Origin of the sequence: Halomonas sp. 707D4, from assembly GCF_024158685.1 — a bacterium.
In the GTDB taxonomy this organism is placed as follows: domain Bacteria; phylum Pseudomonadota; class Gammaproteobacteria; order Pseudomonadales; family Halomonadaceae; genus Vreelandella.
The window spans coordinates 1-12,306 of sequence record NZ_JAMZBD010000035.1 but is presented as its reverse complement, the minus strand read 5'-3'; the positions used below and the strand labels follow the sequence as shown (position 1 = coordinate 12,306).

The 12,306-nt window shown below is 65.6% G+C and carries 17 protein-coding genes; 16 read left to right on the top strand and 1 reads right to left on the bottom strand.

Annotated features, from left to right (window positions below; all coding sequences use genetic code 11):
* Positions 1–378, top strand: a 378-nt coding sequence (locus tag BIS11_RS02930; RefSeq protein ID WP_253585719.1) for a S49 family peptidase, incomplete at its 5' end; no start/stop codon positions are given.
* Here BIS11_RS02930 and BIS11_RS02925 read toward each other — a convergent pair.
* A complete protein-coding gene (locus BIS11_RS02925; RefSeq protein WP_253426841.1) occupies positions 375–983 on the bottom strand; it encodes a Maf family protein in 609 nt (202 codons plus the stop codon). The two genes, BIS11_RS02930 and BIS11_RS02925, sit on opposite strands and share 4 nt — an antisense overlap.
* A gap of 385 nt (positions 984–1,368) precedes the next feature.
* Here BIS11_RS02925 and BIS11_RS02920 point away from each other — a divergent pair, with 385 nt between their 5' ends.
* From BIS11_RS02920 to BIS11_RS02850, 15 genes are all read left to right on the top strand, one after another.
* The gene (locus BIS11_RS02920) at positions 1,369–1,917 is read left to right on the top strand and encodes a YceD family protein (RefSeq protein ID WP_253585718.1); all 549 of its coding nucleotides are present in this window, start codon (positions 1,369–1,371) and stop codon (positions 1,915–1,917) included.
* A gap of 36 nt (positions 1,918–1,953) precedes the next feature.
* Complete coding sequence (gene rpmF / locus BIS11_RS02915; RefSeq protein ID WP_227390429.1) at positions 1,954–2,124, top strand: 50S ribosomal protein L32; 171 nt, start codon at positions 1,954–1,956, stop codon at positions 2,122–2,124.
* A 40-nt stretch (positions 2,125–2,164) separates the two neighbouring features.
* A complete protein-coding gene (gene plsX, locus BIS11_RS02910) occupies positions 2,165–3,220 on the top strand; it encodes a phosphate acyltransferase PlsX (protein WP_253425624.1) in 1,056 nt (351 codons plus the stop codon).
* Between the two features lie 93 nt (positions 3,221–3,313).
* Entirely contained in the window at positions 3,314–4,276 is a 963-nt protein-coding gene (gene fabD, locus BIS11_RS02905; RefSeq protein WP_253425626.1) for an ACP S-malonyltransferase, read from the top strand.
* A 44-nt stretch (positions 4,277–4,320) separates the two neighbouring features.
* Positions 4,321–5,064 (top strand): 3-oxoacyl-ACP reductase FabG, encoded by a 744-nt coding sequence (gene fabG, locus BIS11_RS02900; protein WP_253425628.1) that lies wholly within the window; start codon positions 4,321–4,323, stop codon positions 5,062–5,064.
* Between the two features lie 124 nt (positions 5,065–5,188).
* Complete coding sequence (gene acpP / locus BIS11_RS02895; protein WP_008956801.1) at positions 5,189–5,422, top strand: acyl carrier protein; 234 nt, start codon at positions 5,189–5,191, stop codon at positions 5,420–5,422.
* A gap of 184 nt (positions 5,423–5,606) precedes the next feature.
* Positions 5,607–6,845 (top strand): beta-ketoacyl-ACP synthase II, encoded by a 1,239-nt coding sequence (gene fabF / locus BIS11_RS02890; protein ID WP_253425630.1) that lies wholly within the window; start codon positions 5,607–5,609, stop codon positions 6,843–6,845.
* A 3-nt stretch (positions 6,846–6,848) separates the two neighbouring features.
* Positions 6,849–7,667 carry an aminodeoxychorismate lyase gene (gene pabC, locus BIS11_RS02885; protein ID WP_253425632.1) on the top strand — a complete coding sequence of 273 codons (819 nt, stop codon included), beginning with the start codon at positions 6,849–6,851 and terminating at the stop codon, positions 7,665–7,667.
* 1 nt (position 7,668) lies between these two features.
* The gene (mltG, locus tag BIS11_RS02880) at positions 7,669–8,676 is read left to right on the top strand and encodes an endolytic transglycosylase MltG (protein ID WP_253585717.1); all 1,008 of its coding nucleotides are present in this window, start codon (positions 7,669–7,671) and stop codon (positions 8,674–8,676) included.
* A gap of 48 nt (positions 8,677–8,724) precedes the next feature.
* The gene (gene tmk / locus BIS11_RS02875; RefSeq protein WP_253418190.1) at positions 8,725–9,378 is read left to right on the top strand and encodes a dTMP kinase; all 654 of its coding nucleotides are present in this window, start codon (positions 8,725–8,727) and stop codon (positions 9,376–9,378) included.
* Entirely contained in the window at positions 9,369–10,352 is a 984-nt protein-coding gene (locus BIS11_RS02870; RefSeq protein ID WP_253418192.1) for a DNA polymerase III subunit delta', read from the top strand. Before tmk ends, BIS11_RS02870 begins: the two co-directional genes overlap by 10 nt.
* A 13-nt stretch (positions 10,353–10,365) precedes the next feature.
* Positions 10,366–10,701, top strand: coding sequence for a PilZ domain-containing protein (locus BIS11_RS02865; RefSeq protein ID WP_227390438.1), 336 nt, complete (start codon positions 10,366–10,368; stop codon positions 10,699–10,701).
* Positions 10,702–10,730: 29 nt separating this feature from the next.
* Positions 10,731–11,561, top strand: coding sequence for a TatD family hydrolase (locus BIS11_RS02860; RefSeq protein WP_253418194.1), 831 nt, complete (start codon positions 10,731–10,733; stop codon positions 11,559–11,561).
* 35 nt (positions 11,562–11,596) lie between these two features.
* Positions 11,597–12,142, top strand: a complete 546-nt coding sequence (locus BIS11_RS02855; RefSeq protein WP_253418196.1) for a DUF1285 domain-containing protein — start codon at positions 11,597–11,599, stop codon at positions 12,140–12,142.
* The coding region (locus BIS11_RS02850) for a UvrD-helicase domain-containing protein (protein WP_253585720.1) at positions 12,139–12,306 on the top strand (168 nt) is incomplete at its 3' end. The genes BIS11_RS02855 and BIS11_RS02850, both read left to right, overlap by 4 nt.

Sequence of the window (12,306 nt, the reverse complement as noted above, 5' to 3'; positions counted from 1 at the left end):
GGCGAGAACAAGGCCTTCCTGGACCCCTTCCAGCCGCTTGACGAGAGCAGCGCGGCGTTCTGGCAGACGGTGCTTGCCCAGACGCATCGCCAGTTCATCGAGGATGTGCAGGCCGGCCGCGGCGATCGCCTGGCGGATGACGAGACGCTCTTCACGGGGCTGGTCTGGAGCGGCGAACAGGCGATCGAGCTTGGCCTGATCGACGAGCTCGGCAGCCTCGAACAGCTGGCCCGTGCCCGCGTGGGGGAGGCCGTCTGGGAGGATTACACGCCGAGTCTCGATCCCTTCGATCGTCTGACGCGGCGCTTCACCGGTGCGGCGGCGGCACTTCTCGGCATCGAGGTCAGCCACTCGCCGCTGCGCTTCGAGGCGCGCTAGCCCTGGCGCTCGCCGAGCGGGTCCATCCCCGCCTGGCGCAGCATGTCGCACAGCGCGATCAGGGGCAGGCCGATCAGCGCGTTGGGGTCGCGCCCTTCGAGGGCCTCGAAAAGCGTGACCCCGAGGCCCTCCATGCGAAAGCTGCCGGCGCTGTCGAGCGGCTTCTCGCGCGCCACGTAGCGCTCGATCTCGGCGCGATCGAGAGTCCTGAAGCGCACGTGGAAGGGCTCGACATGGATCTGGTGCTGGCCGCTTCGCGTATCGAGCAGTGCAAGGCCGGTCAGGAAGGTCACCCGGTGCCCGGAAAAGCGCGCCAGGTTGGCGCAGGCGCGCTCGACGGTGTCTGGCTTGCCGAGAATCTCGCCATCGAACAGGGCGATCTGGTCCGAGCCGATGATCAGGTGAGCCGGAAACGCTTGGGCCACGGCGCTGGCCTTGCCCAGCGCCAGACGGCGCACCAGTGCCTCGGGCGTCTCGTCGGGATGCGGGGTTTCGTCGATGTCCGGCGAGCGGCACTGGTAGGGAAGCTCCAGTCGATCCAGCAGCGCCTTGCGAAAGCGGGAGCTCGAGGCGAGCACCAGGGGGGCGTTGGTAGTCTCGGGCACGGTATTCTCCTTGCGAGTTGAGCGTCTCGAAAAATTAAACTTTTTTGAAAAAAGGATCGTTGTATCACGCCCGGCAATTTATCTGGCGTATGGTGCGCTTTTTCCATGCTCTATTCAGAGCAGGCTCACTGACATGGCCTGTTCATTACACTAGTTCAAGATCTTGAACTTTACTTTGAAATAGTGGCCTGGAAACAGCGCTTTAGCTTTTTCGTTCCAATGCCGGCGAAGTCTTGTCTAGGCGAGTCGAGCACTCTTTCACGAGTTTGCTTTCAGGTTTAACGAGTTTTATGCCGAAAGGCGAGAAGAGTTCTTTCGTGAAACCGTGAATAAATGGCGATGCGGCTTTGACAGCGGCGGGGGGAGTGCCTATCATTGCGCGCCTATGTTGACCTCACAACTCCCCAGTCGGGTCGAGCCCTACAAGCTCGCGACCCGCCGCGAACGACTCGAAGGCCAGGTGGCGCTTGGCAAGATGGCGCGCTTGACCGAAGAGGCAGGCGAACAGACCGGCGAATGCTACGCAACGCTCGAGTTCGGTGTCGATGCCCAGGGTCGTCGTGAAATTCGTGGACATCTGCGCGCGACGCTTTCACTAGCCTGTCGTCGCTGTCTGGTGCCGCTCGAACAGGACGTCTCCAGCGACTTTCTTCTGGGAATGATCTCCGACGAGGCGCTGGCGTCCGAGTTGCCCGCCAGTCACGAACCGGTGCTGGTGGAAAACGAACAGCTGGATCTGCTGACGGTGATCGAGGATGAGCTCATCCTCAGCTTGCCGCAAGTGGTCTATCACGATGAGGCCGAGTGCTTTGTTTCGGCAGAGCAGCTGGTCAGCAGGACCGAAGGCGCGGAGCAAGAGAATGCGTCTCGACCGAACCCTTTCGCGGTGCTCGGTGCCCTGAAGGGCAAAGGGTCATCGGAAGGCCAGGAATAAGTATCACTGACTCACTCTATCTTGGAGTAACTACCCATGGCAGTTCAACAGAATCGCAAGACTCGTTCCAAGCGCGGCATGCGTCGCAGCCACGATGCGCTGAGCGCGCCGACCCTGTCCCAGGACAAGGAAACCGGCACCACGCACCTGCGTCACCACGTCGCTCCGGACGGTTTCTACCGCGGTCGCAAGGTCGTCGAGGTATAAACCTCTCGCCTTCAACCTACGGCCAGGCAGCGAGTGGCGTGTGCGTCTAGCGATCGATGTGATGGGGAGCGATCAAGGTCCCCGCGCCATTGTCGAAGGCTCCGCCAGAGCCGTGGTCGAACGACCCGAGCTCGAGCTTGTCCTGTTTGGTCCGTATCAGCACCTGGTTGCTGAGCTAGCGCGTTTGCCGCGGCCTCTGGCTGCGGCAACGTCGCGTCTGGAGCTTCGCGATGCGTCGCAGAGCGTCGAGCAGGACTCCACGCTCGCCTGGGCGCTGCGCCACGGCGGCGACACCAGCATGGCCGCCATGCTGCGCTGCGTGGCCAGTGGCGAAGCCGCCGCCGGCGTCAGCGCCGGCAATACCGGCGCGCTGGTGGCCTTGGCGCGCCGCGAAGTGGGCATGCTCGAGGGCCTCTCGAGGCCGGCGATCAGCACCTCGGTGCCGGCCGGTCGCGGCCAGCGCTGCTACCTGCTGGATCTGGGCGCCAACGTCGATTCGCCTCCGGAACGGCTGGTCGATTTCGCCCTGATGGGGGCGGCGATGGTGCAGTGCATCGATGGCGTCGAACGCCCGGCGGTCGGCCTTCTCAATGTGGGTCATGAGGCGATGAAAGGCGGTGCCTGCGTGCGCGAGGCGGATCGACTGCTCGGCGCGCGTGCCGAGGCATTCGGCATCGATTATCGTGGCTACGTCGAGGGTGGTGAGATCTATCGGGGTGGGCTCGACGTCGTCGTCTGCGATGGCTTCGTGGGCAACATCACGCTGAAAGCGAGTGAAGGATTGACCCGTATGCTGATCGAGCGCATGCAGGCGACGTTCGAGTCGCGTTGGCATGGACGCTTGGCGAGCCTACTGGCCAGACCTTTATTGCACGAGCTCAAGCAAGAGCTGAACCCGGTGCGCTATAACGGGGCGAGTCTTCTGGGGCTCAAGGGCAGCATCGTGAAGAGTCATGGCAGCACTCAGGCCGATGGCTTCTATCACGCCATCGAGCGCGCTCTGCGTGAGGCGTCGCAGGACCTGCCCGCGCGTGTCGATGCCCTGCTCAAGGAGCGCGGCCTGACGATGGCGACACCCCGGGCGGCAGTACGGTGAATCTTCAGCGGACGATCGATGGCGCACCTTGCGTGGCATCGGTGCCGCCTATACTCGGACGACCAAATGCCTACTAGAGCAAAGGTGAACGACATGTCTCAACCCCTTGCCCTCGTGTTTCCCGGTCAGGGTTCGCAGCAGCTGGGAATGCTGCGCGAACTGGCCGAGCGCTACAGCGTGGTGGGAACGACATTCGAGGAAGCATCGGACGCCCTGGGCTTCGATCTGTGGAAGACCGTTCAGGACGGTCCGGAAGAGGCGCTCAACAAGACGGCGTGCACCCAGCCGGCGCTTTTGACCTCGAGCGTGGCGATCTGGCGCGTCTGGCAGGAGCTCGAAGGCCCGCGTCCGGCGATGATGGCCGGCCACAGCCTCGGCGAGTACAGCGCCATGGTGTGCGCCGGCGTCATGGGGTTCGCCGAGGGCGTGCGCCTGGTGCAGCTGCGCGGCGAAGCCATGCAGCAGGCGGTGCCTGAGGGCGAGGGCGCCATGGCGGCGATCCTGGGGCTCGAGGACGACGTAGTGGAGGCCGCCTGCGAGAGGGCGGCCCAAGGCGAGGTGGTCTCGGCCGTCAATTACAATTCGCCAGGCCAGGTGGTCATCGCCGGTAACAAGGCGGCGGTCGAGCGTGCCATCGCGGCATGTCAGGAGGCCGGCGCCAAGCGTGCGCTGCCGCTGCCGGTGTCGGTGCCCTCGCACTGCGCGCTGATGCGCCCGGCCGCCGAGCGCCTCGAGGAGTACATGCAGGGCATCGAGTTTCGTATGCCTCGCTACACCGTCATCCAGAACGTCGATGCCCAGGCCCACGCCGATGTCGATACGCTGCGCACGCGCCTGATCGAGCAGCTCTACCAGCCGGTGCGCTGGGCGAGCTGCGTCGAGCGCATGGCCGAACAGGGCGCTTGCGTGTTCATCGAGTGCGGTCCCGGCAAGGTGCTGACCGGCCTCAACAAGCGTATCGTGCGCGGCAGCAAGGGCCTTGCGGTCAACGATCCGGACAGCCTCGATGCCGCCCTCGAGCTTGCCCGTGAAGCGTTGGTCGATGACGACGCCTAGGCACTACACTGAGCAGATCATTCAACGGTTGAAGGCAACGCCTTATGACACAAGAACGTAGAGTCGCGCTGGTCACCGGCGCGAGCCGCGGCATCGGTCGCGCCATTTCCCATGAGCTTGGCCGCCAGGGGCGTATCGTGATCGGGACCGCGACGAGCGAGTCCGGCGCCCAGAAGATCGATGCCGATCTCAAGGAGCAGGGCATCGAGGGGGCGGGTCTGTGCCTGAACGTGACCGATCAGGCCAGCATCGACGCCGTGCTCAAGGAGATCACCGAGCGTTTCGGCGCGCCGACCATCCTGGTCAACAACGCCGGTATCACCCGCGACAACCTGCTCATGCGCATGAAGGAGGAGGAGTGGGATTCGGTCATGGATACCAATCTCAAATCCGTCTATCGTGTAAGTAAAGCTTGCCTTCGCGGCATGACGAAGGCACGCTTTGGGCGTATCGTGTCGATCAGCTCGGTCGTGGCCACGATGGGCAATCTGGGGCAGGCCAACTATGCTGCCGCCAAGGCGGGCATGGAAGGCTTCAGTCGGGCGCTGGCGCGCGAGGTCGCTTCTCGAGCGATCACGGTTAACGCCGTGGCGCCCGGGTTCATCGCCACCGACATGACCGAGGCCCTGCCCGAGGCCCAGCACGAGACCCTCTTGAAGCAGATACCGTTGGCGCGCCTGGGCGGGCCCGAGGAGATCGCCGCTGCCGTGGGCTTTCTGACCAGCGACGCCGCAGGTTATATCACCGGCGAAACGCTGCACGTCAACGGCGGCATGAATATGCGTTGATGGCTCGGGGTTTGGCGGTTGCGTCGACCCTGGGGCGTCTATAAACTACCCCGCAGCTTTTGGCTTGCGGTTTCCAAATAGCTGGTTATCAATAACGGCTAATGTGAATGACTGGAGTACGTTGATGAGTACCATTGAAGAGCGCGTGAAGAAAGTCGTGGCTGAGCGCCTGAACGTCAAAGAAGAGGATATCCAGAATAGCTCTTCTTTCACCGAAGACCTGGGTGCCGACTCGCTTGACACCGTCGAGCTGGTCATGGCTCTCGAAGAGGAATTCGATACCGAAATCCCCGACGAGGAAGCCGAGAAGATCACCACGGTTCAGGAAGCCATCGACTACGTCAACGCCCATCAGTAAGGGCTTGGTCGACGGAATCACGCCGGGCGCCTGATCGCGCTCGGTGCAAAAAAAGCCGCCCTGGTTCAGGGCGGCTTTTTTGTATGGGTCGCGCAGTGAATTCGTCCCTCGATCTCCGTTATACTAGGCGGCATTTAGAGAATGGCCTTAGGGTCTCGTACCAAGGATGCCGGGAGAAGAGCTGATGGCGCGTAGAAGAGTAGTGGTAACCGGACTGGGTCTAGTGACCCCGGTGGGCAATGACGTCGAGCAGTCCTGGGCCAGCATCGTGGCGGGCAAGAGTGGTATCGCGCCGATCGAGCATTTCGACGCCAGCGGTTTCAACACCCGCTTCGGCGGGTCGGTCAAGGGTTTCGATATCGGGCAGTATCTCAATCCCAAGGATGCGCGCAAGATGGACCTGTTCATCCAGTACGGCATGGCGGCGGGTGCCCAGGCCATCCAGGATGCGGGCATCGAGTGCACCGAAGAGAACGCCGAGCGCATCGGGGTGGCGATCGGTTCGGGCATCGGCGGTCTTCCGATGATCGAACAGAACCACAATGCCCTCAACAAGGGTGGCGCGCGCCGCGTATCGCCGTTCTTCGTGCCTGGATCGATCATCAACATGATCTCCGGCAACATGGCGATCCAGCACGGCTTCAAGGGGCCGAACATCGCCATCACCACCGCCTGCACCAGCGGCACCCACAATATCGGCTACAGCGCGCGCACCATCGCCTACGGCGATGCGGACGTGATGATCTGTGGCGGTGCCGAGATGGCCACCACGCCGCTGGGCCTCGGCGGCTTCTCCGCCGCTCGCGCGCTCTCCACGCGCAACGACGACCCGCAGGCCGCCAGCCGCCCGTGGGATGTCGACCGCGACGGCTTCGTGCTGTCCGACGGCGCGGGCGTACTGGTGCTCGAGGAGTACGAGCATGCCAAGGCGCGTGGGGCGACCATCTACGCCGAGCTGTCCGGCTTCGGCATGAGCGATGATGCCTACCACATGACAGCCCCCCCCGAGGATGGTCGCGGTGCGGCCCTGGCCATGAGCAACGCCATCAAGGATGCCGGCATCAATCCGGACCAGGTGCACTACATCAACGCCCACGGTACTTCCACCGCGGCGGGGGATCTAGCCGAGAGTCGGGCGGTCGAGCGGGTGATGGGCGACGCCGCGAAAGACGTCGCGGTCAGCTCCACCAAGTCGATGATCGGCCACCTGCTGGGGGCGGCGGGCGCCGTGGAGGCGGTCTTCAGCATTCTGGCGATTCGCGACCAGGTGGCGCCGCCGACCATCAACCTGGACAACCCTCAGCCCGGCTGCAACCTCGACTACGTGCCGCATACCGCGCGCGAGATGCGGATCGATACCACGCTTTCCAACTCCTTTGGCTTCGGCGGCACCAACGGCTCGCTGCTGTTCACGCGGATCTAGGGCATGCCAGGCGCCTCGGTGCCCGCTGACGATCGCGGGCTCGCCTACGGCGATGGACTCTTCGAGACGGTGCTGATGCGCGCCGGCCAGCCGCTTCTGTGGTCCTACCATCGGGCGCGGCTGGCCGAGGGCTGTCGGCGCCTGGGGATCCCCATGCCGGACACTGCCGCGCTCGACGCCGAGCTTGCCAGGCCCGGCGCAGCGGCGCTCGAGGTGCTGAAGCTGATAGTGACGCGAGGCAGCGGCGGCCAGGGCTACCGCGTGCCGAATGCGCCGGCTCCTCGGCTGCTGGCAAGCAGGCGTGCCTTCGAGCCCTGCCGTGCGCGCTGGCAGGAAGGGGTCTGCGTGCGGGTTTGCGATCTGCGCCTGGGCCACCAGCCGCGGCTGGCCGGCATCAAGCATCTCAACCGGCTCGAGAACGTGCTGGCACGCCAGGAGTGGTGTGACCCCGGCATCGCCGAGGGGCTTCTCGCCGACGCCGACGGTCTGCTCGTCGAGGCCACCAGCATGAACGTGTTCTGGCGCGCGAAGGGGCGGCTCTGGACGCCACCCGTCACGCGCTGCGGGGTGGCGGGCACGCTGCGCGCGGCGCTGCTCGATGCAGGCGCCGTGGCCGAAGCCGAGCTTTCGCTCGAGGCACTGGTCGAGGTCGATGCACTGTGGGTCGCCAACTCCGTTCAAGGCGTATGGCCGGTACATACCCTGCTCGATCCGCGGGGCGAAACCTTGGCCACCTGGGCGCACGCGGACCACGATACGCTTCAACGCCAGGGCCATCGCCTGCTGGGGTATCCTGGCTCCTTTCGAGAAGAGGCAGAGTGACATGGTGAAACGGTTACTGAGCGCGGTCCTGCTTCTGCTGGTGCTCGCCGCGCTGGCGGTTGCGGGTGGTTACGTCTACTGGCAGAGCCGGCTCGACGCGCCCGTTGGGGTGGACGAGCCCACGCTCTACTACGTACCGCCAGGGGCGGGGTTCAACCAGGCGATTCGCGAGCTCGAGGAGCAGGGCGTCGTCGAGGACGCCTGGGCGTTCCGGCTGCTCGCGCGGATCGACCCGGAGCGCATTCCTCGCCTGCGCGTGGGCGAGTACCGGATTACCCCGGAGATGAGCGCCATGGACGTCATGACGCTGCTGGGCAGCAGCAACGTGGTGACCTACCCGCTGACCATTCCCGAGGGCTGGACCTTTCGCCAGATGCGCGCTCGGCTCGACGGTGCCGACAAGCTCGAGCACGTCACCACCGACATGAGCGACGAGGAGGTCATGGCGCTGCTCGATCGCGAGGATGTCTACCCCGAAGGCTGGTTCTTTCCGGATACCTATCGCTACCATCTGGGCATGAGCGATGTCGATATCCTGCGCCAGTCACTTGCGCGCATGGAGCAGGTGCTCGCCGAGGTGTGGGAGAGTCGTGACGACGATCTCACCGTCGAGACGCCCTACGAGGCGTTGATCATGGCCTCCTTGATCGAGCGCGAGACCGGTGCGCCACAGGAGCGGCGCGAAATCGCCGGCGTCTTCAAGCGGCGCATGGAGCAGGGCATGCGCCTGCAGACCGACCCGACCGTCATCTACGGCATGGGCGAGCGTTATGCGGGGCGCATCACCTACGCGGACCTGCGCGAGGCCACCCCCTACAACACCTACGTCATCGACGGCATGCCGCCGACACCGATCGCCATGCCCGGCCGGGCGTCGCTCGAGGCGGCGGTGAATCCGCTGCCCGGCGACACCCTCTATTTCGTCTCCAAGGGCGACGGTACGCACCACTTCTCGCGCACGCTCAGAGAGCACAACAACGCCGTCAATCGCTACATACGCAACCAGTAAGGGCGGCGCCGGCCTGCCGGTGGCGTTCGATTCATGAATGAGGTTTCAATGACCCAGCGCGGTCGCTTTATTACCCTGGAAGGGGGCGAGGGGGTGGGCAAGTCCACCAACGTCGCCTTTGTGGCCGGCTGGCTCGAAGCGCGCGGTATCGACGTGGTGCGTACCCGCGAGCCCGGCGGCACGCCGCTGGCCGAGTCGATTCGCGCGCTGCTGCTGTCCACCGACCATGCCGAGCCGCTCGACGTCGACGCCGAGCTTCTTTTGATGTTCGCTGCCCGTGCCCAGCACCTGGCCGCAAAGATCGAGCCGGCGCTGGCCCGCGGTACCTGGGTGGTGTGCGACCGGTTCACCGATGCCACCTTCGCCTACCAGGGCGGCGGGCGCGGTATCGACCCGGCGCGGATCGAGGTGCTCGAGCGCTTCGTCCAGAAAGGGCTCGCGCCGGATCTGACGCTGCTGCTGGACATGTCGCCAGAGGACTCGGCCCGGCGCCTGGCCGGGCGGCTGCGCAGCGAAAACACTACGCTCGATCGCTTCGAGCGCGAGCAGGCGACGTTCTTCACCGCCGTGCGCGATGCCTATCTGGCTCGCGCCCACGCCGAGCCCCACCGCTTTGCGGTGATCGATGCCGCCGGCTCGCTCGAGCAGGTGCAGCGCGCGCTCGAAGCCGTCCTGGTCGAACGGGTGACGCCATGGCGCTGAGCGATCTTCTGCCCTGGCACAAAAGCGTCTGGGCGCAGTTCACGCGGCTTTCCGACGAAGGGCGCCTGCCCCACGCGCTGCTGCTCAGCGGGGCCCACGGGGTAGGCAAGCAGCAGCTCGCGGATGCGCTGGTCGCGCGTACGCTCTGCGCGGACCCGGGGGAGATGGCCTGCGGTCACTGCCACAGCTGCAGCATGCTCGCTTCGGGCTACCACCCGGATCTGATGCGCGTCGCCCTCGAGGAGGGCAAGCGCCAGATTCGCATCGACCCGATCCGCGAGGTCAATCGGTTCGTCAGCCAGACCGCCCAGCAGGGCGGCTACCGGGTCATCGTCATCGCCCCGGCGGAGGCGATGAACGTCGCCGCCGCCAACGCCCTGCTCAAGAGCCTGGAGGAGCCCGGCGAGCGCACCCTGTTCGTGCTGCTGTCGGACGTTCCCTCCCGGGTGCTGCCGACCATACGCTCGCGCTGCCAGCAGTGGACGCTGCCGAGCGTGGCCTTCGAGCAGTGCCAGGGGTGGCTCACCGAGCGCCTGGGAAGTGAGGAGGCGCTGTTCTGGTGGCAGGTATCCGGGGGACTTCCGCTGCTCGCCGTGGAACTCGCCGCGCCCGAGGAGCGCGCCCTGCGCCACCAGATCCACGACAGCTTCGAGCAGCTGGTGCGCGGAGCCGAGCCGGTCGCCGAGGCCGCCCGGCTCGACCGCCAGGCGATCGATGCCATACTGTGGTACGGTATCGCCTGGCTTGAGGATTTGATCCGCCTGGGGCTGACCGGGCAGACGACGGCTCTTCACAACCCGGATCTCGAGCCGCTCTACCGTCAGGCGGTGAAGAACGGCCGGGTCCAGGACTGGTTCCGGCTACTCGACTACGCCCGCGAGCAGCGCCGTCTGCTCTTCGCCGGGGCCAACCCGAACCCGCAGCTGGTGCTCGAGGCGTGGATGGTGCGCTGGTCGGCGCTGCTGCGCTCCTGACGACGAGGTGACCATGAACGCCCAGAAAGCTCTCTCGCTCACGGTGCCGGACATTCCCACGCTGCTCTCGGCCTACATGCCCTATCTCGAGCGCGGCGGGCTGTTCGTGCCCGCCGAAGGGTTCTATACCCTGGGGCAGGTGGTCAATCTGCTGATCGCGCTGCCCGGCGAGAGCGAGCGGCTCGGCATCACCGGTCACGTGGTCTGGGTATCACCGACCGGCATCGGCGGGCGCCGCGTACCGGGCATCGGCGTGCATTTCAGCCACCAGGACTACCCGGTGCGCGACAAGATCGAGACGCTTCTGGCCGGACAGCTCGACAGCGCTCCGCCATCGTTCACCCTCTAGCCGCGCATTTCGTATCTACCGAGGCACCCATGTTTGTCGATTCGCACTGTCACCTGGACCGTTTGTCCAACGATACCCACGGCGGCGACCTCGACGCCGCCCTGAGCGCCGCACGTGCCGCGCACGTCACCCAGTTTCTGGCCATCGCCGTCACCCTCGACGACCTGCCGGGGCTGGCCGAGATGTCGCGTCGCCACGCCGACGTGGCGATCTCCGCCGGCCTGCATCCGCTGGCGAGCGTCGAAGAGGAGCCCAGCGTCGAGGCGATCAAGGAGGCCGCCGAGCGCTACGGGGCCGTCGCCATCGGCGAGACCGGACTCGATTATCACTACCGCGACCGAGTGAGCGTCGAGGTGCAGCACGAGCGCTTCAAGCGTCATCTGATCGCCGCCACCGAGCTCGGTCTTCCCGTGGTGGTGCATACCCGGGAAGCCCGGGAGGAGACGCTGGCGCTTTTGCGCGAGCACACCGATCCGGACGTGGCCGGCGTGCTGCACTGCTTCACCGAGGATATCGACATGGCCCGCGAGGCCATTCGGCTCGGCTTCTACGTGTCGCTTTCCGGCATCGTGACGTTCGCCAGTGCCGCGTCGCTCAGAGAGCTCGCCCGGGTGCTGCCGCTCGATCGCCTGCTGATCGAGACCGACAGCCCCTACCTCGCCCCGGTGCCGCATCGCGGCAAGCCCAACGAGCCCGCCTGGGTGGTGGAAGTGGCCGAGTGCATCGCCGCCGAACGCGGCATCAGCGTCGACGAGCTCGCCATGCAGACCACCGCCAACTTCTACCGTCTCTTTCGCGCTGCCGCACCGGACGCGCCAGAGCACGTGCAGCAGGCGCTCGCCCAGGCGGGACTGGTGTGATCCGCACTCATTGATTCGACTCGCTCGAGGATGCCATGAACATCGATCGACTGCTCAAGCACCCGCCCGGCGCGGCGACGATCCCGCCGGTGGACCGTTGGCATCCCGCACTCTGCGGCGATATCGACATTCTCATCCAGGCCGACGGTACCTGGCGCCACGAAGGGCAGCCCTTCGCGCGGCCGGAAATTCCGCATCAGCTGGCGCGCCTTCTGCGCCGCTTCGACGAGGGGATCTGCCTGGTCACGCCGGTCGAGCGCTGGCGCGTGACGGTGGCGGATCTACCGTTCGTCATCGTCGAGGCCGATCGTCGTGATGGTGCCTGGTGGCTGACCACACAGTTCGACGACGTCCTGCGCCTCGATTCCAGCCATCCGATGACGCTCAGCGCAGCGCCCGACGGCGAGCGTAGGCCGGAAATCGCCATCCGTTTCGGCCTCGGTGCCAGGCTTCACCGCAACGTCTACTACCGGCTGGTCGATCACGCCGTGCTGAACGAGGTGGGTGAGACGACGCAGCTGTGTCTGGAAAGCGCGGGCGAGACCTTCGTGCTCGGCGAGCTCGACGGCGAGGCGCCGTGAAGCTGACCGACGAGCAGCGCGCCGTCGTCGATCACCCGGGCGGCCACGCCCGGGTCGCGGCGGTCGCCGGCGCTGGCAAGACCACCACCATGGCGGCGCGCGTGCTGCGCCTGCTGGAGCAGGGCGTGGCGCCCAGGCGCATGCTGGTGCTGATGTTCAACCGT